Source organism: Pseudomonas sp. B21-023 (assembly GCF_024749165.1).
Lineage (GTDB): Bacteria > Pseudomonadota > Gammaproteobacteria > Pseudomonadales > Pseudomonadaceae > Aquipseudomonas.
On record NZ_CP087190.1, the window covers coordinates 211,533 to 228,193 of the forward strand.

The following is a 16,661-nucleotide window of genomic DNA, read 5'->3' on the forward strand; positions in this document are numbered from 1 at the left end:
CCGATAAGTGTAGGAGGGCCGCCCCGAGGGTCAACGAGCATGGTCGGCCCTGATGAGCCGGCATAAGCCCGGGCTTGGGTTTGGCCGGCGCGCTGGGTAAGCTGGCGGCAACTGTAATGAGGAGCGAATTCGTGAAAGCGTGGATCTTGATGGTGCTGGCCCTGATGCTGCCGGCGGCGGCCATGGCCGAGGAAAAGGAAGGCGAGCCCAAGGTCGCCTATATCAGCCTCAGCCCGCCCTTCGTTGGCAACTACGCCCTCGACGGCGGCCCCAAGCTGCGCGTGTACAAGGCCGACGTCGCCCTGCGTGTGACCGGGGATGCCGCCGCCACGGCGGTCAAGCACCACGAACCGCTGATCCGCAACCAGCTGGTGGCGCTGTTCACCCAGCAGGGCGTGGACAACATGAGCAACGTCGAGGCCAAGGAAAAGTTGCGCCAGGAAGCCTTGAAACAGGTGCAGCAGGTGATGGAGTCCGAAGAGGGCAAGCCGATCGTCGAGGACCTGCTGTTCAACAACCTGATCGTGCAGTGATCAGGCGGCGAGGCTGCGGCGAAAGCGCGCCAGGGCCACGCCGAAGAATATCAGGCCGATCGCGGCCAGCGCCGCGACGTCCGGCCAGACCACGCTCAGTCCGGCGTCGCGGAACAGGATCGCCGCGCCGAGGCTGACGAAGTGGGTCGAGGGCGAGCCCTGCATGACCCACTGCAGCCACTGCGGCATGCTGTCCAGCGGCGTGCTGCCCCCCGACAGCAGCAGCATCGGGATGATCACCGGGATCGCCAGCAGGCCGAACTGTGGTGTCGAGCGCGCCAGGGTGGCGAGGAAGATGCCCAGTGCCGTGCTGGCGAACAGGTACAGCGCAGTCACCCCCAGGAACAGCCCCATGGAGCCCGCCAGCGGCACGCCCAGGGCGCCCTTGACCACCACTTCCAGCGAAATCCAGGTACAGGCCACCACCACCAGGGCGTTGCTGGCGATCTTCGCCAGCATGATTTCCAGCGCCGTCAGCGGCAACACCAGCAAGTGGTCGAGGGTGCCGTGCTCACGCTCGCGCAGCAACGCGGTGCCGGTGAGGATGATGGCCAGGATGGTGATGTTGTTGACGATCTGGATCACCGCCAGGAACCAGCCGCCTTCGAGGTTGGGGTTGAACAGGGCTTTCGGGTTGAGCACGGCTGGGCTGCTGGTGCTGCGGCCTGCGTACTCCAGCAGTTCGCGTTCGAAGATCCGCCCGATGTAGCCGGCCCCCATGAAGGCCTGGCTCATGGCCGTGGCATCGACGTTGACCTGCAGCTCCGGCGAACGCCCGGCCAGCAGGTCGGCCTGGAAGTTCACCGGCACGTTGATCACGAAGGTGTATTGCCCGCTGTCCATGGCCTGGTCAAGGCGATCCGCCGGCAGTGCCACGGCGGGCTGGAACTCGGGCGGTTGCAGCGACTCGGCGAGCTTGCGCGAGATGGCGCCGTGGTCTTCGTCGACCACTGCGACACTGGCGTTGTGCACGCCGATCACCGAGCCTGCGGCGGGCATGTAGATCGCCACGCTGAAGGCGTACAGCAGGAACAGCAGCAACACGCTGTCATGGCGCAGGCTGGTGAGTTCCTTCAGGCCCAGGCGCAAGGTATGGGAGAGCTGGCTCATCTCAGGCCTCCTGCTTTTTCAGCATGATCAGGCTCAGCCCGGTGAAGGCGGCGAAGAAGCCCAGCAGCGTCAGGCACTGCGGCCACAGTTCGCGCAGGCCCAAGGCCTTGGTGAAGGTGCCGACGGCGATGTCGAGAAAGTAGCCGGCCGGGAACAGCTGGCCCATCAGCGCCGCCGCGCCGTCCAGCGACGAGCGCGGCACGATCAGCCCGGAGAACTGGATGGTCGGCAGGCTGGTGATGATCATGGTGCCGAGGATCGCCGCGATCTGTGTGCGGGTGAACGCGGAGATCAGCAGGCCCAGGCTGGTGGTCGCCAGCAGGTAGGCCAGGCCACCGCAGGCCAGTGCCAGCGGGCTGCCCTTGAGCGGCACGCCGAACAGCCAGCGGTTCATCGCCACCAGCAGCGCCAGGTTGACCAGGCTTACCGCGAGGTAGGGCGCCTGCTTGCCGAGCAGGAACTCCAGGCGGGTCAGGGGCGTGGCGTAGAAGTTGGTGATCGAGCCCAGTTCCTTTTCCCGTACGATACCCAGCGCGGTCAGCATGGCCGGAATGAAGGCCAGGATCAGCGCCATGACGCCGGGGCCGATGGCGTTCACGCTGACCACGTCCTGGTTGTAGCGAAAGCGTGTTTCCAGGCGTACCGGCTGCTGGCGCGAGACAGGGTTCGGGCCGAGGGCCGCGAGCTGTTCGAGGTTGGCCTGGTGCACGGCTTCGACATAGTTGCGGCTGGTTTCGGCGCGAAACGGCATGCCACCGTCAAGCCAGGCCGCAACCACCGGCTGGCGCCCGGCATGCAGATCGCGGCCAAAGCCTGGCGGGATCTCCAGGGCCAGCTTGATCTCCGAGCGCTGCAAGCGCTGGTGCAGCTGGCGGGCATCGCGGATCGGCGGCCGCTCGGCGAAGTAGCGTGAGCCACGGAAGGCCTCCAGGTAGGCGCGGCTCTGCGGGCTCTGGTCCTGGTCGTACACGGCGAAGGCGAGGTTTTCCACATCCAGCGAGATGCCATAGCCGAAGATCACCATCATGAACAATGCCCCTGCCAGGGCGAAGGCCAGGCGCACCTTGTCGCGCAGCAGCTCTTTGCCTTCGCGACTGGCGACGGCCAGCAGGCGGCGCAGACTGAATGCCTGGCGCAGGGCGGTCGCTGGGGCAGCGGCCTGTTCCAGCGTGGTGTCGGCTTGTGTCTGGGTGGGCGCGTCCTGGGCCTGTTCGAGGCAACGCACGAAAGCGTCTTCCAAGGTGTCGCCGCCGAACTGGATTTGCAGGGCCTGCGGGGTGTCGCAGGCCAGCACCCGGCCGGCGTGCATCAGCGAGATGCGGTCGCAGCGCAGGGCCTCGTTCATGAAGTGGGTGGACAGGAAGATGGTCACGCCCTGTTCGCGGGACAACTCCACCAGCAGCCGCCAGAAATCGTCGCGGGCCGCCGGATCCACGCCCGAGGTCGGTTCATCGAGGATCAGCACTTCCGGGCGGTGCAGCACTGCCACGGCCAGCGACAGGCGCTGACGCAGGCCCAGTGGCAGGGCGCCGGAAGGCTGGTCGGCGATGTTGCCAAGGTCGAAGCGCTCGATGAGTTCGGCGATGCGCGGCGCGCTGTCGGCCTTGGCCAGGTCGAACAGACGAGCGTGCAACTCGAGGTTCTGCCGGGCGCTCAGCTCGCCGTACAGGGAATAACTCTGGGACATGAAACCGACCCGCTTGCGCGTGGCCAGGTCACCGGCATCCACCGGGCGCCCGAGCAGGCTGGCGCTGCCTTCGCTGGCCGGCATCAGGCCGGTGAGCACCTTCATGGTGGTGGTCTTGCCGCAGCCGTTGGAACCGAGGAAGCCGAAAATCTCGCCGCGACCGATGGCGAAGCTGACCTTGTTGACCGCGGTGAAGTCGCCGAAGCGCAAGGTCAGGTCGTGGGCCTCGATGGCGACCGGCCCATCATCCACCTGGCGTGGCGGAATCCGCAGCGGCTCAGGCTGCTCGCGGCCGGCTCCCTGGAAGTGGGTAAAGGCATCATCGAGCTTGCCACTGGGCGTGGCCGCGGCCAGCTCACGGCTCAGGCCCGCAGCCAGCAGGCGACCGGCATCAAGCATCAGGCAGTGCTCGAACTGCTCGGCTTCCTCCATGTAGGCGGTGGCCACCAGCAGGGTCAGCTGCGGACGCTGGGCGCGCACCTGTTCGACCAGTTCCCAGAAGCGCCGCCGCGACAGCGGGTCGACGCCGGTGGTCGGCTCGTCGAGGATCAGCAGGTCCGGCTCGTGGATCAGTGCGCAGCACAATCCCAGCTTCTGCTTCATGCCGCCCGACAGCTTGCCAGCCGGGCGCTCGGCGAAACGTTCGAGGTCGGTGGCGCGCAGCAGGCTGGCCATGCGTTGCTCACATTCGGCGCGGCCGAGGCCGAACAGGGTGGCAAAGAAGCGGATGTTCTCGCGGATCGACAGCTCCGGGTACAGGTTGTTGCCCAAGCCCTGGGGCATGAATGCGACCTTGGGGTACAGCGCGGTGCGGTGGCGGCGTTGGCGGATCGAACCGCCGAGCACCTGCAACTCACCCTGTTGCAGGCGCTTGACCCCGGCAATCAGCCCGAGCAGGGTCGACTTGCCGGCGCCATCCGGGCCGATCAGGCCGCAGCGGGTGCCGGCCGGCAGGCTGAATGCGAGGGGGTGCAGGGCCTGCAGATCGCCATAGCGGTGGCTGACACCGTCGGCCTGCAGCGCTGTCGCCGCGTTCATTGCAGGTTGGCCGGCCAGCCCACGTCGGCGGTGCGCACGTACCCGGCGCCGGGCATGCCCGGCTTGGCCTGGGGCACGGCGCTCGGCTCGGTCAGACGCAGCTTGACCCGGAACACCAGCTTTTGCCGCTCGTCACGGGTCTCGACCTGTTTCGGCGTGAACTGCGCCTTGGCCGCGACAAAGGCGATCTTCGCCGGCAGGGCCTGCTCGGGCAGGGCGTCGAGCACGATCCGCGCCTGGTCGCCCACGGTCAGCCGGCCGGTGGTGGCGGCGGGCAGGTAGAGGTTCATGTACTGGTCGCTGGGATCGATCAGCATCAGCACCCGGCCACCGGCACCGAGCACCTCGCCGGGCTCGGCCAGGCGCAGCTGGATGATGCCGTCGATGGGGGCGCGCAGGCTGCTGTCGTCGATCTCGCTGGTGAGCTGGGCCACCTGTGCCTCGGCGGCGCCGATGGCGGCCTTGATTGCCGCCAGCTGGGCGCGGGCGGCGACCACGGCTGAGGTGGCGGTGTCGTAGCGTGCCTGTTGCTGGTCGAGCAGTTGCTGGCTGGCGAACTTGCGCTGGTAGATTTCGCGAACGCGCTTGAGCTCCTGGCTGGCCAGCAGCAGTTCGCTCTGGCGCAGTTGCACGCTGGCCTGGGCAGCGGCGTAGTTCTCGCGGGCGCGCAGTACCTCGGCCTCGGCCTGGCTGCGCTGGGCCTCCATGGTGCGGGTGTCGATGCGGGCGAGCAGTTGGCCGCGGGTGACCTTGTCGCCTTCATCGACCAGCACCTCGGCCAGGCGCCCGGGGACCTTGCTGGCGATCTGCACTTCGGTGGATTCGAGGCGCCCGTTGCCCATGCTCAGGCCTTCGGGCAGGCGGTCGTGAAGGGACTTCCAGTAACCCAGCCCGCCTGCCGCCAGCAACAGCAATACAAGGGCGGAGGCGAAGATTCTGGGGGCTTTTCGATTCATCGGTCTGCATCCTGCGGCTTGCACGCCTTATCCTGGCGCGACGCGCATCCTGGCGCGTTGATATTGATCAAACCCCTGACAATAGACGCACAATCAGCTCAGCGCGAGGATCGCGGCCCATTGTTCGGCGGTCACCGGCATCACCGACAGGCGGCTGCCCTTTTGCACCAGTGGCAGTTCCTCCAGTGCCGCCTGCTGCTTGAGCAGGCCCAGGCCGAGTACCTGTCGGAAGGTCTGCACATGCTCGACATCCACCGCGCTCCACGGGTTCTTCTCGGCGCTGGCCTTGGCGTCGTGGTAGTGGCTTTGCGGGTCGAGGGCAGTCGGGTCCGGGTAGGCCGCGGCGCTGATCCGGGCAATGCCGGCGATCCCTGGTTGCGGGCAGCTGGAGTGATAGAAGAAGAACTCGTCGCCTACGCTCATGGCCCGCAGGAAATTGCGTGCCTGGTAGTTGCGTACTCCGTCCCAGCGGGCGCTGCCCAGGCGTGCCAAGGCTTCGATGGAGAGCTCGTCGGGCTCGGATTTCATCAGCCAGTAGGCCATGGATGCTGCTCCTGAAAGAGTTTGAAATAACTCGTTGCATGAAACCGACAGTCGGTTGGCGTCAACGTTTGCCTAGCGACTCATGTTGTCGGAAAATGCGCCGATTTTAAGCTATACGCTCCGGCAGCCATCAAGAAAGCCGCCGAGCCTGGACAGTTGTTCTTGGGGGGCAATCAATGAAACAACGTAAACCGGACCTGCTCTGGATCCTGGCCTTCATCTTCGGCCTGGGCGTGGTTACCACCGGTTACGCGCAAGGTTTGTGGGAGCGCAAGCTCGATGCCGCCTATCAGCAGGCGCCCGTCGATCCGGCGCAGCAACAGCACCGCTGATCGCGGGTTCATTTCGCCGCCAGGTACCAACCACGGTCTGACACCGTGCCTTGCAACGGTACATCCCAGCTTGCCTGGTTGAGCCGCTCCACCTTCTGGCATTCATGCGCCAGCCCCAGCAGCAATGGTTTTTTCCAGGCCTTGCGCCGGCCCTGGTAGGCCAGGCTGCGGTCATAGAAGCCCCCGCCCATGCCCAGGCGCCCCCCCCTCTCATCGAAGCCGACCAGCGGCAGCAGGATCAGGTCCAGCGCCCAGATCGGCCGTTGGCGTTTGCGCTCCACCATCGGTTCCGCGATGCCGAACCGGTTGGGGCGCAGCTTCTCGCCTGGCTCGAAACGCTGGAACACCATACGCGTGGCGGGCCAGGCGTGCAGCACCGGCAGGTAGACACACTTGCCGCGTCTGTGCGCTTCGCGCAGCAGCAGGCGCGGGTCGATTTCGCCGTCATTGGGCAGGTACAGGGCGATGTGCCGGGCGCGGCGGAACAGTGGATGCTGCGCCAGCTGGCGATAGAGGCCCTCGGCGGCCTGGCGTTGCTGGGCGGGTGTGAGGGCGCGGCGGGCGTTGCGCAGGAGACGGCGAAGCTGGGGGCGGGTGAGCGGCGCGGTGTCGGTCATGGCACGGGCGATCCCTGAAGAAACGAAAAGCCCGCCGTTGGAGGCGGGCAGTTCTGAAAGCAGGCTCCCCGACAAGACCGCTATCGGTGTAGCCCTTGAACCCGAAAGTTCAAGGTGGAGATTGCAGGGGGCGTTAAGGCTTTCCGTCGGGCGGACATGCACACCGGCCCCAGCGTGCAACCCCCGTGGTTGTGCGTATCGGCTCAGGGACATAACCGACTGGCGCATCCCCCAGGGAGTGGCGCCAGTATACCAATCTCAGTCGCTTTTGCTAACCGGATCGTCGGAGAGCGCCTGGTCGACCCGCTCCAGCAGGTCACGCACCTGTTCGCGGGTGGTGCCGCCGCTGGCCACTTCGGGGCGTTCCTGACGGTGCAGCAGCTCATGGGTGATGTTCAGCGCGGCCATCACGGCGATACGGTCGGCGCCGATCACCTTGCCGCTGCTGCGGATCTCGCGCATCTTGCCATCCAGGTAACGGGCGGCGCCGACCAGGTTGTTGCGCTCCTCGGGCGGGCAGATGATCGAGTATTCCTTGTCGAGGATCTGGACGGTGACGCTATTGCTTGAACTCATGAGTCTTGCTCCAGGGCCTTGAGGCGCAGGATCATCGATTCGATCTTGCGTTTGGCGATCTCGTTCTTTTCGATCAGGTGGGCGCGCTCCTCGCGCCAGGATCGTTCCTGAGCTACTAAGAGTGCGTTTTGCCGCTTTAGTTGCTCGACCCGTTCGATCAGCAACTCGAACCGGCTCATCAGCGCTTGCAGGTCGTTCTCTTGCATGGATTGCACTCGATTCCTTGACTCGCCTGGCGATCATGCCTGCCCCAAGGGCGCGACGGCCAGTGCCGATGGTCTTGGCGCGCCTGCCGGTGCTAGGATACAAGGTCTCCATTCTAGTCATTGCGCCGTCTGGCGCCTAGCTGCCCATGCCCAATACCCAATCGCCCTACATTGCCTTCGCCATGTTGCTTTCGAGCAATGGCCACCCAGTCACCCCCGCCGAGCTGCATGGCCTGCTGATCGGCCGCAGCTGCGCCGGCGCCGGCTTCGATGCCGATGCCTGGCTGGCCGACGCCGCCCAGCTGCTCGAGACCGAGCCCGGTGACACTGTCCGCAACGCCCTGGTCGGCCTGCAAGAGATGGTCAAGGCCGAGCTGACCGGCGACGACGTCGCCATCGTCCTGCTGTTGCCTTCCGATGATGCCGCACTCAGCGACCGCGCCACCGCGCTGGGCCAGTGGTGCCAGGGCTTCATCACCGGTTTCGGCCTGAACGCCGGTGGCAAGGACTTGTCCACCGATGCCAAGGAAGTGCTCCAGGACCTGGTGGCCATCTCGCAGGTCCAGGAAGCGCTGGAAGAATCCGAGGACGGCGAAAGCGACTACATGGAAGTCATGGAGTACCTGCGCGTCGCCCCGCTGCTGCTGTACACCGAGCTGGCCAAGCCCGAAGCGCCCGCGCCAAAGCCATCGCTGCACTGATCTGATCGGGGTCGTTTGCCCATGAGCCACATACCCAAGGCGGAGTACGCCCGTCGGCGCAAGGCGCTGATGGCGCAGATGGTCCCCAACAGCATCGCCATCCTGCCTGCCGCCGCAGTCGCCATTCGTAACCGCGACGTCGAGCATGTCTATCGCCAGGACAGCGATTTCCAGTACCTGAGCGGCTTCCCCGAACCCGAGGCGGTGATCGCGCTGATCCCGGGCCGCGAGCATGGCGAGTACGTGCTGTTCTGCCGCGAGCGCAATCCAGAGCGCGAGCAGTGGGACGGCCTGCGTGCCGGCCAGGAAGGCGCGGTGCATGATTTCGGCGCCGACGATGCCTTCCCCATCAGCGATATCGACGAAATTCTCCCCGGCTTGATCGAAGGCCGCGAGCGGGTCTACAGCAACATGGGTGGCAACCCCGAGTTCGATCGCCGGCTGATGGAGTGGATCAATGTGATCCGCTCCAAGGCGCGCCTGGGCGCCCAGCCGCCGAACGAGTTCGTTGCCCTGGATCATCTGCTGCACGACATGCGCCTGTATAAATCGGCGGCGGAAGTGAAGGTCATGCGCGAGGCCGCGGCGATCTCCGCCCGTGCCCATGTGCGCGCCATGCAGGCCTGCCGGGCAGGGCTGCATGAGTACAGCCTGGAAGCCGAACTGGACTACGAGTTCCGCAAGGGTGGGGCGAAGATGCCGGCCTACGGCTCGATCGTCGCCGCCGGGCGCAATGGCTGCATCCTGCACTATCAGCAGAATGATGCGCCGCTCAAGGACGGTGACCTGGTGCTGATCGACGCCGGTTGCGAGATCGACTGCTACGCCAGCGACATTACCCGCACCTTCCCGGTCAGCGGGCGCTTCTCGCCCGAGCAGAAAGCCATCTACGAGCTGGTGCTCGCGGCCCAGGCCGCGGCGTTCGCCGAGATCGCCCCGGGCAAGCACTGGAACCATGCCCACGAGGCGACCGTGCGGGTGATCACCGAAGGGCTGGTGGCGCTGGGCCTGCTCAAGGGCGAGGTGCAGGCGCTGATCGACAGCGAGGCCTACCGGGCCTTCTACATGCACCGCGCCGGGCACTGGCTGGGCATGGATGTGCACGACGTGGGCGAATACAAGGTCGGTGGCCAGTGGCGCGTGCTCGAGCCGGGCATGGCGTTGACCGTCGAACCGGGCATCTATATCGCGGCCGACAACCAGGCCGTGGCGAAGAAATGGCGCGGCATCGGCGTAAGGATCGAGGACGACGTGGTGGTAACCAGACAAGGCTGTGAAATCCTCACTTCAGGCGTGCCGCGCACGGTCGCCGAGATCGAGGCGCTGATGCACGAAGCCCGCAAGGACGCCGCATGAACCGGGTCAACCTGGCGATCATCGGTGGCGGCCTGGTGGGCGCCAGTTTGGCCCTGACGCTGCAGGCCGCGGCCAAGGCGCGTGGCTGGACGATCCTGCTGATCGAGCCGTTCGCCCCGGGCGACAGCTTCCAGCCCAGCTACGACGCGCGTTCTTCGGCGCTGTCCTACGGCACCCGGCAGATCTACGAGCGGCTGGGGTTGTGGCAGGCCATCAGCCGCCGCGCCGAGCCGATCCGGCAGATCCAGGTGTCCGACCGTGGCCGCTTCGGCGCCACGCGCCTGGATGCGCTGGAGGAAGGCGTGCCGGCGCTTGGCTATGTGGTGGAGAACGCCTGGCTCGGCCAGTGCCTGTGGCAGGCCATCGACAACGAGGTGGTTAGCTGGCGCTGCCCGGCGCAAGTGCAGGCGATGCAGGCCATCGCCGGTGGCTATCGGCTGCAGCTGGACGACGACACCACGCTGGAATGCGACCTGGCGGTGCTGGCCGATGGTGGCCGTTCGGGCCTGCGCGAGCAGTTGGGCATCCATGTGCGCCACACGCCGTATGACCAGAGCGCGCTGATCGCCAACATCACCCCAGGCGAGGCCCATGCCGGGCAGGCGTTCGAGCGCTTCACCGAGCAAGGGCCGATGGCCCTGCTGCCGCTGGCGGACAACCGCTGCGCGCTGGTATGGACCCGTCAGGGGATGGACGCCAAACGCCTGGCCGAGCTCGACGAGCGCAGCTTCCTGCGCGAGCTGCAGGAAGCCTTCGGCTACCGCCTCGGCGCCCTGCGCCAGGTCGGTGCCCGCCATCTCTACCCGCTGGCGCTGGTGGAGGCCGAGGAGCAGGTGCGCCCGCACCTGGTGGTGCTGGGCAATGCCGCCCATAGCCTGCACCCTATCGCAGGCCAAGGCTTCAACCTGTCGCTGCGTGATGTGCAGTCGCTGGCGGATGCGCTACTGGCCGGCCCGGCGCTGCCGGGCGATCTGGCCACGTTGCAGGCCTATCACCAGCGCCAGCGCCTCGACCAGGCCCTGACCATCGGCTTCTCTGACCAGGTCACCCGTGTGTTCGGCAGCAGCCAGCCGCTGCTGGCGGCCGGGCGCAACATCGGCCTGCTCGGGCTGGACCTGCTGCCACCGGCGAAAAGCTGGTTCGCCCGCCAGGCCATGGGCCTCGGCACTCGCCCCGATCCGCGGGGCCGCCCATGAGCGCTGCGCGCCGGCTCGCACGGCGAGCGCGGATGCTGCGCTGGTTGCTGAACGTCTACCCGCCGTACCTGGGTGCCGGCATCCACATCCAGGAAATCAGCCCGGACATGCGCAGCGTCAAGGTGCGCATGAAGCTGACGCGGTGGAATCGCAACTACGTCGGCACCCAGTTCGGTGGCAGCCTGTACGCGATGGTCGACCCGTTCTACATGCTGCTGCTGATCGAGCAACTGGGGCGCGAGTACATCGTTTGGGACAAGGCCGCCTCCATCGATTTCATCTCGCCGGGCAAGGGCCCGGTGTATGCCCAGTTCCACGTCGACGACGCGCTGCTCGACGAGATCCGCCAGCAGACCGCCAGCGGCAAGAAATACTTGCCGCGGCTGCAGGTGGAGATCCGCGATGGCGCCGGCGAACTGGTGGCGCGGGTCGACAAAACTTTATACGTGCGGCTCAAGCCGCAAGCGAGGCAGGCGTAAGGCATGGAAATGCGCGCAGATCTGTTGATTGTCGGTGCCGGCATGGTCGGCAGCGCCCTGGCCCTGGCCTTGCGCCACAGTGGCCTGGAGGTGCTCCTGCTCGACGGCGGTCCTTTGTCGGTCAAGCCGTTTGACGGCGAGGCGCCTTTCGAACCCAGGGTCAGTGCCCTGTCGGCCGCCAGCCAGCGCATTCTCGAGCGCCTGGGAGCCTGGGAGGGCATCGCCCGGCGCCGGGTTTCGCCCTACTCGGACATGCACGTCTGGGATGGCAGCGGCACCGGCGAGATTCATTTTTCCGCGGCCAGCGTGCACGCCGAGGTGCTGGGGCATATCGTCGAGAACCGCGTGGTCCAGGACGGCCTGCTGGAGCGTCTGCACGACAGCGATGTCGGGCTGCTGGCCAATGCCCGCCTGGAGCAGTTACGCCGCTCCGGCGACGAATGGCTGGTGACCTTGGCCGATGGTCGCAAGCTGCGCGCGCCGCTGGTGGTCGCCGCTGATGGCGCCAACTCGGCGGTGCGTCGCCTGGCGGGCTGCCAGACCCGCGAATGGGATTACCTGCATCACGCCATCGTCACCAGCGTGCGTTGCAGTGAGGCGCACCGCGCCACGGCCTGGCAACGCTTTACGGATGAAGGCCCGCTGGCGTTCCTGCCGCTGTCGCGTGATGGCCGCCAGGACTGGTGCTCGATTGTCTGGTCGACCACGCCGGAGCAGGCCGAGCAGGCCATGGCGCTGGACGACGCGGCGTTTCGCAAGGCGCTTGAGCGTGCCTTTGAAGGCCGTCTGGGGGACGTGCTCGAGGCTGATCCACGGGTCTGCGTGCCGCTGCGCCAGCGCCATGCCAAGCGCTACGTCGATGAAGGGCTGGCGCTGATCGGCGACGCCGCCCACACCATCCATCCGCTGGCGGGGCAGGGGGTCAACCTGGGCTTCCTCGATGCCGCTGTGCTGGCCGAAGAGCTGGTACGTGCCAGCGAGCGCGGCGAGCGCCTGGCCGATGTGAAGGTGCTGAGCCGCTTCGAACGGCGGCGCATGCCGCACAACCTGGCACTGATGGCAGCGATGGAGGGCTTCGAGCGATTGTTCCAGGCCAACCCTTTGCCGCTGCGCTGGTTGCGCAACAGTGGGCTGAAGCTGGTGGAGCAGATGCCGGAGGCCAAGGCGCTGTTCGTGCGCCAGGCATTGGGGTTGTCCGGGGACTTGCCGGCGTTGGCCAAGGCCTGAAGCCATCATCGCGGGAGCGTGGGAGCGGGCTTGCCCCGCGATTGTTTGCAACATTCGGTAACGGCTCTACGGATGAGTCTAAAAATGGGAACCACTACCATTTGCACCTCTCAACCCAGCGAGGAGTACCCCGATGTTGCCCCGCAAGCCCCTACTGGCCGCCCTGGCCCTCACTCTGTTCGGCGGCACCGCCCAGGCGGCGGAAGAAGTGGTGGTGTACTCCTCGCGCATCGACGAGCTGATCAAGCCGGTGTTCGACGCCTACACCGCCAAGACCGGCGTCAAGATCAAGTTCATCACCGACAAGGAAGCCCCCTTGATGCAGCGCATCAAGGCCGAGGGCGAGAACGGCGTGGCCGACCTGCTGCTCACCGTCGATGCCGGCAACCTCTGGCAAGCCGAGCAGATGGGCATCCTGCAACCGATCAAGTCGGCCACCATCGACCAGAACATTCCGCCGCAGTACCGCGCCTCGTCCCACGACTGGACTGGCTTGAGCCTGCGCGCACGGACCATCGCCTACTCTACCGACCGGGTCAAACCCGCCGAGCTGACCACCTACGAGGCCTTGGCCGACAAGCACTGGGAAGGCCGCCTGTGCCTGCGCACGGCGAAGAAGGTCTACAACCAGTCGCTGACCGCCACCCTGATCGAGAACCACGGCGAGGCCGAGACCGAGAAACTGATCAAGGGCTGGGTCAACAACCTGTCCACCGACGTGTTCTCCGACGACACCGCAGTGCTTCAGGCCATTGCCGCCGGCCAGTGCGACGTGGGTATCGTCAACACCTATTACTACGGCCGTCTGCACAAGGAAAAGCCCGATTTGCCGGTGAAGCTGTTCTGGCCCAACCAGGGTGACCGCGGTGTGCACGTCAACCTGTCGGGCATCGGCCTGACCAAGCATGCCCCGCACCCGGAAGCGGCAAAGAAACTGGTGGAGTGGATGACCGGCGAGGAGGCGCAGAAGCTGTTTGCCGACATCAACCAGGAATTCCCGGCCAACCCGAAGGTGAAACCCTCGGCGGAAGTGGCGGCCTGGGGTAGCTTCAAGGCCGACAGCATTCCGGTGGAAGTCGCTGGCAAGCGCCAGGCCGAAGCCATTCGCTTGATGGATCGGGCTGGCTGGAACTGAGTCCACCGCCTTATCCTTGAGAACTGATCGCGGGGCAAGCCCGCTCTCGCAAAGTTGTGGGAGCGCGCTTGCCCCGCGATGCTATCGCACAGCCCTCGAGATCTTCCATTTGGCCCACACCCCCCAACGTCGCTGGTACCTCCCGGTCTTGCTGGTCGCCGCCCTGGTCCTGCTGCCGCTCAGCGTCTTGCTGTTGTCATGGCAGTCGGTCGACATGCAGATTTGGTCGCACCTGCTCGACACCCAGATGAGTCGCCTGCTGGGCAACACCCTGACCCTGGTGGTCGGCGTAGGTCTTGGCGTGACCGTGCTGGGGGTGAGTTTGGCCTGGCTCACCAGCCTCTGCGAATTCCCCGGTCGGCGATGGCTGGACTGGGCTTTGATGTTACCGTTCGCCATCCCGGCCTATGTGCTGGCGTTCGTCTTCGTCGGCCTGCTCGATTTTGCAGGCCCCGTGCAGACTGCGCTGCGCGAGGTGTTCGGGCCCATGCGCCTGCCCAGGGTGCGCTCCACCGGTGGCGTGATCACGGTATTGGTGCTGGTGTTCTACCCCTACGTCTACCTGCTGGCGCGCACAGCGTTCCTGGCCCAGGGCAAGGGCTTGATGGAGGCGGCGCGGGTGTTGGGGCTGTCACCGCTGCAGGCGTTCTGGCGGGTGGCCTTGCCCATGGCGCGGCCGGCCATCGGCGCCGGCATCGCCCTGGCATTGATGGAGACCCTGGCCGATTTCGGCGCGGTGGCAGTATTCAATTTCGACACCTTTACCACAGCCATCTACAAGACCTGGTACGGCTTCTTCAGCCTCTCCAGCGCGGCGCAACTGGCCAGCCTGCTGTTGCTGGCCGTGATCCTGGTGCTGTATGGCGAGCGCAGGGCCCGAGGGGCCAGCCGCAGTGGCAACGAACGCCCGAGGGCACAGGCGCTTTATCACTTGCGGGGTATCAAGGCGTTGGCTGCCAGTGTCTGGTGCCTGCTGGTGTTCGCCTGTGCCTTCGTCATCCCGATGCTGCAGTTGCTGGCGTGGCTCTGGCAGCGGGGTCGGCACGACCTCGACGAGCGTTATCTCGGCCTGGTCATGCACACCCTGTACCTCGGTGCCATGGCGGCGTTGATCACGGTCAGCGTGGCCATGCTGCTGGCGTTCGCCAGGCGGCAGGCCCCGACCGCTGGTATCCGCGCCGGGGTCGGCTTGGCCAACCTGGGGTACGCCTTGCCTGGCTCGGTGCTGGCCGTGTCGATCATGTTGGCGTTCAGCTACCTGGACAACGAGCTGGTAGTGCCGCTGTCCCAGTGGTTGGGTGGGGCTGGCAAACCGATGTTGCTGGGAAGCTTGTCGGCATTGTTGCTGGCTTATCTGGTCCGGTTCATCGCTGTGGCCTATGGTCCGCTGGAGAGCAGCCTGGAGCGGATCCGCCCATCGCTTCCGGAAGCGTCGCGCAGCCTCGGGGTCGGTGGCCCAGGATTGTTTTTCAAGGTGTATCTGCCGTTGCTGGTGCCCGGCGCTCTCAGTGCCGCCCTGCTGGTATTCGTCGATGTACTCAAGGAGATGCCGGCGACTTTGTTGATGCGCCCGTTTGGCTGGGACACCTTGGCCGTGCGCGTGTTCGAGATGACCAGCGAGGGCGAATGGGCGCGTGCTTCGCTGCCAGCGTTGACCCTGGTACTGGTCGGCCTGCTGCCGGTGATCGGCCTGATCCGCCGTTCGGCCCATCGTCCGGGGCATCCGCGCTGAGGGTGTCACGCAGCTCCCTTGCGGCTACAATGCGCGGCATTCGCAGCGACGGGTCCTACAAGAACAGGTGATGCTTGAACATCGCCGACCGCCGCCGCCTCGCCACGCCCGGAAGGAGAAACCCATGGGACAGCGTACGCCTCTGTATGACCTGCACCTGGCGCTCGGCGCCAAGACGGTCGATTTCGGCGGATGGGACATGCCCCTGCACTACGGCTCGCAAGTCGAGGAGCACCACCAGGTGCGCAGTGATTGCGGGGTGTTCGATGTTTCCCACATGACGGTCATCGATATCGATGGCTGCGCCGCCACGCCCTGGCTGCAGCACCTGCTGGCCAACGACGTGACGCGCCTGGAAAGCCCCGGCAAGGCCCTCTACAGCCCGCTGCTCAATGCCGAGGGCGGGGTCATTGACGATCTCATCGCCTACCGCACCGAAGACGGTTATCGCCTGGTGGCCAATGCCGCCACCCGCGACAAGGTGCTGGCCTGGCTGCAGACCCGCAGCGAAGGCTTCAAGGTGAATTTCAAGGCGCGGCCTGAACTGGCCATTCTCGCCATCCAGGGGCCTCACGCCCGAGAAAAGGTCGCTGCCCTGCTCAGCGCCTCGCGGGCCGCGCTGATCCGCGAGCTGCGCCCCTTCGAAGGCCTCGCCGACGGTGACTGGTTCATTGCCCGCACCGGCTATACCGGGGAAGACGGGCTGGAAATCATTCTTCCGGGCGAACAGGCCCCGGCGTTCTACAACGACCTGGTCGGCGCCGGTATCGCCCCGAGTGGCCTGGGCGCACGCGATACGCTGCGCCTGGAAGCCGGCATGAACCTGTATGGCCAGGACATCGACGAGGCCCATACTCCGCTGACCTCCAACCTGGGCTGGAGTGTCGCCTGGGAGCCGGCCGGGCGCGAATTCGTCGGCCGCAGCGGCCTGCTCGCGGAAATCGAACAGGGCGTGAAGGAGAAACTGGTCGGCCTGGTGCTCGAGGAGCGTGGCGTATTGCGCGCGCATCAGGTGGTCCGTGTGTCCGGGATTGGCGAAGGGGAGATCACCAGTGGTAGTTTCTCGCCTACGCTGAGCAAATCCATTGCCTTGGCCCGTGTGCCCATGGCCACCGGTGACCGGGCCGAGGTGGAAATCCGCGGCAAGTGGTACCCGGTGCGAGTGGTAAAGCCGACCTTCGTGCGCCATGGCAAGATCCTGATCTGAACATTAACGGCGGGCCGTCCGCTGACCCAT

The 16,661-nt window shown here is 66.0% G+C and carries 17 protein-coding genes and 1 other RNA gene; 10 read left to right on the forward strand and 8 right to left on the reverse strand.

The window, feature by feature from the left end; genetic code table 11:
- Window positions 1-131 precede the first annotated feature (131 nt).
- Window positions 132-533, forward strand: coding sequence for a flagellar basal body-associated protein FliL (locus LOY42_RS01000; protein WP_046853718.1), 402 nt, complete (start codon window positions 132-134; stop codon window positions 531-533).
- Here LOY42_RS01000 and LOY42_RS01005 read toward each other — a convergent pair whose 3' ends face one another.
- The 4 genes from LOY42_RS01005 to LOY42_RS01020 form a co-directional block, all read right to left on the reverse strand.
- Entirely contained in the window at window positions 534-1,643 is a 1,110-nt protein-coding gene (locus tag LOY42_RS01005) for an ABC transporter permease (protein ID WP_139674418.1), read from the reverse strand.
- Window position 1,644: 1 nt separating this feature from the next.
- A complete protein-coding gene (gene rbbA / locus LOY42_RS01010) occupies window positions 1,645-4,368 on the reverse strand; it encodes a ribosome-associated ATPase/putative transporter RbbA (RefSeq protein WP_139674416.1) in 2,724 nt (907 codons plus the stop codon).
- Window positions 4,365-5,324: an HlyD family secretion protein gene (locus LOY42_RS01015; protein WP_046853721.1), complete on the reverse strand. Its 960-nt coding sequence runs from the start codon at window positions 5,322-5,324 to the stop codon at window positions 4,365-4,367. The genes rbbA and LOY42_RS01015 overlap by 4 nt, the downstream gene beginning before the upstream one ends.
- A 93-nt stretch (window positions 5,325-5,417) precedes the next feature.
- On the reverse strand, window positions 5,418-5,867 hold the full coding sequence (locus LOY42_RS01020; RefSeq protein ID WP_046853722.1) for an EVE domain-containing protein: 450 nt from the start codon (window positions 5,865-5,867) through the stop codon (window positions 5,418-5,420).
- A gap of 176 nt (window positions 5,868-6,043) precedes the next feature.
- Here LOY42_RS01020 and LOY42_RS01025 point away from each other — a divergent pair, with 176 nt between their 5' ends.
- On the forward strand, window positions 6,044-6,199 hold the full coding sequence (locus tag LOY42_RS01025) for a hypothetical protein (protein ID WP_011536298.1): 156 nt from the start codon (window positions 6,044-6,046) through the stop codon (window positions 6,197-6,199).
- Window positions 6,200-6,207: 8 nt separating this feature from the next.
- Here the strand turns inward: LOY42_RS01025 and LOY42_RS01030 are convergent, their stop codons facing one another.
- The 4 genes from LOY42_RS01030 to LOY42_RS01045 all read right to left on the reverse strand — a co-directional run bounded on the left by LOY42_RS01030 (window position 6,208) and on the right by LOY42_RS01045 (window position 7,598).
- Window positions 6,208-6,816 carry a 5-formyltetrahydrofolate cyclo-ligase gene (locus LOY42_RS01030; RefSeq protein WP_139674413.1) on the reverse strand — a complete coding sequence of 203 codons (609 nt, stop codon included), beginning with the start codon at window positions 6,814-6,816 and terminating at the stop codon, window positions 6,208-6,210.
- Window positions 6,817-6,877: 61 nt separating this feature from the next.
- Window positions 6,878-7,057: non-coding RNA, 6S RNA (gene ssrS, locus LOY42_RS01035), on the reverse strand.
- Window positions 7,058-7,074: 17 nt separating this feature from the next.
- Window positions 7,075-7,392, reverse strand: coding sequence for a cell division protein ZapA (locus LOY42_RS01040; RefSeq protein WP_023631617.1), 318 nt, complete (start codon window positions 7,390-7,392; stop codon window positions 7,075-7,077).
- Window positions 7,389-7,598, reverse strand: coding sequence for a TIGR02449 family protein (locus LOY42_RS01045; RefSeq protein WP_023631616.1), 210 nt, complete (start codon window positions 7,596-7,598; stop codon window positions 7,389-7,391). The genes LOY42_RS01040 and LOY42_RS01045 overlap by 4 nt, the downstream gene beginning before the upstream one ends.
- A 146-nt stretch (window positions 7,599-7,744) precedes the next feature.
- Here LOY42_RS01045 and LOY42_RS01050 point away from each other — a divergent pair, with 146 nt between their 5' ends.
- The 8 genes from LOY42_RS01050 (at window position 7,745) to gcvT (ending at window position 16,631) form a co-directional block, all read left to right on the forward strand.
- On the forward strand, window positions 7,745-8,299 hold the full coding sequence (locus LOY42_RS01050; RefSeq protein WP_038707024.1) for a YecA family protein: 555 nt from the start codon (window positions 7,745-7,747) through the stop codon (window positions 8,297-8,299).
- A gap of 21 nt (window positions 8,300-8,320) precedes the next feature.
- A complete protein-coding gene (gene pepP, locus LOY42_RS01055; RefSeq protein WP_258599692.1) occupies window positions 8,321-9,655 on the forward strand; it encodes a Xaa-Pro aminopeptidase in 1,335 nt (444 codons plus the stop codon).
- Window positions 9,652-10,851: a 2-octaprenyl-6-methoxyphenyl hydroxylase gene (gene ubiH / locus LOY42_RS01060; RefSeq protein ID WP_198754998.1), complete on the forward strand. Its 1,200-nt coding sequence runs from the start codon at window positions 9,652-9,654 to the stop codon at window positions 10,849-10,851. Before pepP ends, ubiH begins: the two co-directional genes overlap by 4 nt.
- The gene (locus tag LOY42_RS01065; protein ID WP_110697164.1) at window positions 10,848-11,330 is read left to right on the forward strand and encodes a DUF4442 domain-containing protein; all 483 of its coding nucleotides are present in this window, start codon (window positions 10,848-10,850) and stop codon (window positions 11,328-11,330) included. The genes ubiH and LOY42_RS01065 overlap by 4 nt, the downstream gene beginning before the upstream one ends.
- Before the next feature lie 9 nt (window positions 11,331-11,339).
- Window positions 11,340-12,557 (forward strand): 2-octaprenyl-3-methyl-6-methoxy-1,4-benzoquinol hydroxylase, encoded by a 1,218-nt coding sequence (locus LOY42_RS01070; protein ID WP_177486074.1) that lies wholly within the window; start codon window positions 11,340-11,342, stop codon window positions 12,555-12,557.
- A 133-nt stretch (window positions 12,558-12,690) separates the two neighbouring features.
- Window positions 12,691-13,692: an extracellular solute-binding protein gene (locus LOY42_RS01075; RefSeq protein ID WP_046853729.1), complete on the forward strand. Its 1,002-nt coding sequence runs from the start codon at window positions 12,691-12,693 to the stop codon at window positions 13,690-13,692.
- Between the two features lie 109 nt (window positions 13,693-13,801).
- The gene (locus LOY42_RS01080) at window positions 13,802-15,424 is read left to right on the forward strand and encodes an iron ABC transporter permease (protein WP_139674400.1); all 1,623 of its coding nucleotides are present in this window, start codon (window positions 13,802-13,804) and stop codon (window positions 15,422-15,424) included.
- 124 nt (window positions 15,425-15,548) lie between these two features.
- Entirely contained in the window at window positions 15,549-16,631 is a 1,083-nt protein-coding gene (gcvT, locus tag LOY42_RS01085; RefSeq protein ID WP_139674398.1) for a glycine cleavage system aminomethyltransferase GcvT, read from the forward strand.
- The last annotated feature ends 30 nt before the right edge of the window (window positions 16,632-16,661 follow it).

Bases quoted from the DNA above. Each gene is read 5' to 3' on its own strand.
- LOY42_RS01030 (WP_139674413.1), bottom strand. From the start codon at position 6,816: ATGACCGACACCGCGCCGCTCACCCGCCCCCAGCTTCGCCGTCTCCTG.
- LOY42_RS01050 (WP_038707024.1), top strand. From the start codon at position 7,745: ATGCCCAATACCCAATCGCCCTACATTGCCTTCGCCATGTTGCTTTCG.
- LOY42_RS01005 (WP_139674418.1), bottom strand. From the start codon at position 1,643: ATGAGCCAGCTCTCCCATACCTTGCGCCTGGGCCTGAAGGAACTCACC.
- LOY42_RS01065 (WP_110697164.1), top strand. From the start codon at position 10,848: ATGAGCGCTGCGCGCCGGCTCGCACGGCGAGCGCGGATGCTGCGCTGG.
- pepP (WP_258599692.1), top strand. From the start codon at position 8,321: ATGAGCCACATACCCAAGGCGGAGTACGCCCGTCGGCGCAAGGCGCTG.
- LOY42_RS01040 (WP_023631617.1), bottom strand. From the start codon at position 7,392: ATGAGTTCAAGCAATAGCGTCACCGTCCAGATCCTCGACAAGGAATAC.
- LOY42_RS01025 (WP_011536298.1), top strand. From the start codon at position 6,044: ATGAAACAACGTAAACCGGACCTGCTCTGGATCCTGGCCTTCATCTTC.
- rbbA (WP_139674416.1), bottom strand. From the start codon at position 4,368: ATGAACGCGGCGACAGCGCTGCAGGCCGACGGTGTCAGCCACCGCTAT.
- LOY42_RS01015 (WP_046853721.1), bottom strand. From the start codon at position 5,324: ATGAATCGAAAAGCCCCCAGAATCTTCGCCTCCGCCCTTGTATTGCTG.
- LOY42_RS01020 (WP_046853722.1), bottom strand. From the start codon at position 5,867: ATGGCCTACTGGCTGATGAAATCCGAGCCCGACGAGCTCTCCATCGAA.
- ubiH (WP_198754998.1), top strand. From the start codon at position 9,652: ATGAACCGGGTCAACCTGGCGATCATCGGTGGCGGCCTGGTGGGCGCC.
- LOY42_RS01045 (WP_023631616.1), bottom strand. From the start codon at position 7,598: ATGCAAGAGAACGACCTGCAAGCGCTGATGAGCCGGTTCGAGTTGCTG.
- gcvT (WP_139674398.1), top strand. From the start codon at position 15,549: ATGGGACAGCGTACGCCTCTGTATGACCTGCACCTGGCGCTCGGCGCC.
- LOY42_RS01070 (WP_177486074.1), top strand. From the start codon at position 11,340: ATGCGCGCAGATCTGTTGATTGTCGGTGCCGGCATGGTCGGCAGCGCC.
- LOY42_RS01075 (WP_046853729.1), top strand. From the start codon at position 12,691: ATGTTGCCCCGCAAGCCCCTACTGGCCGCCCTGGCCCTCACTCTGTTC.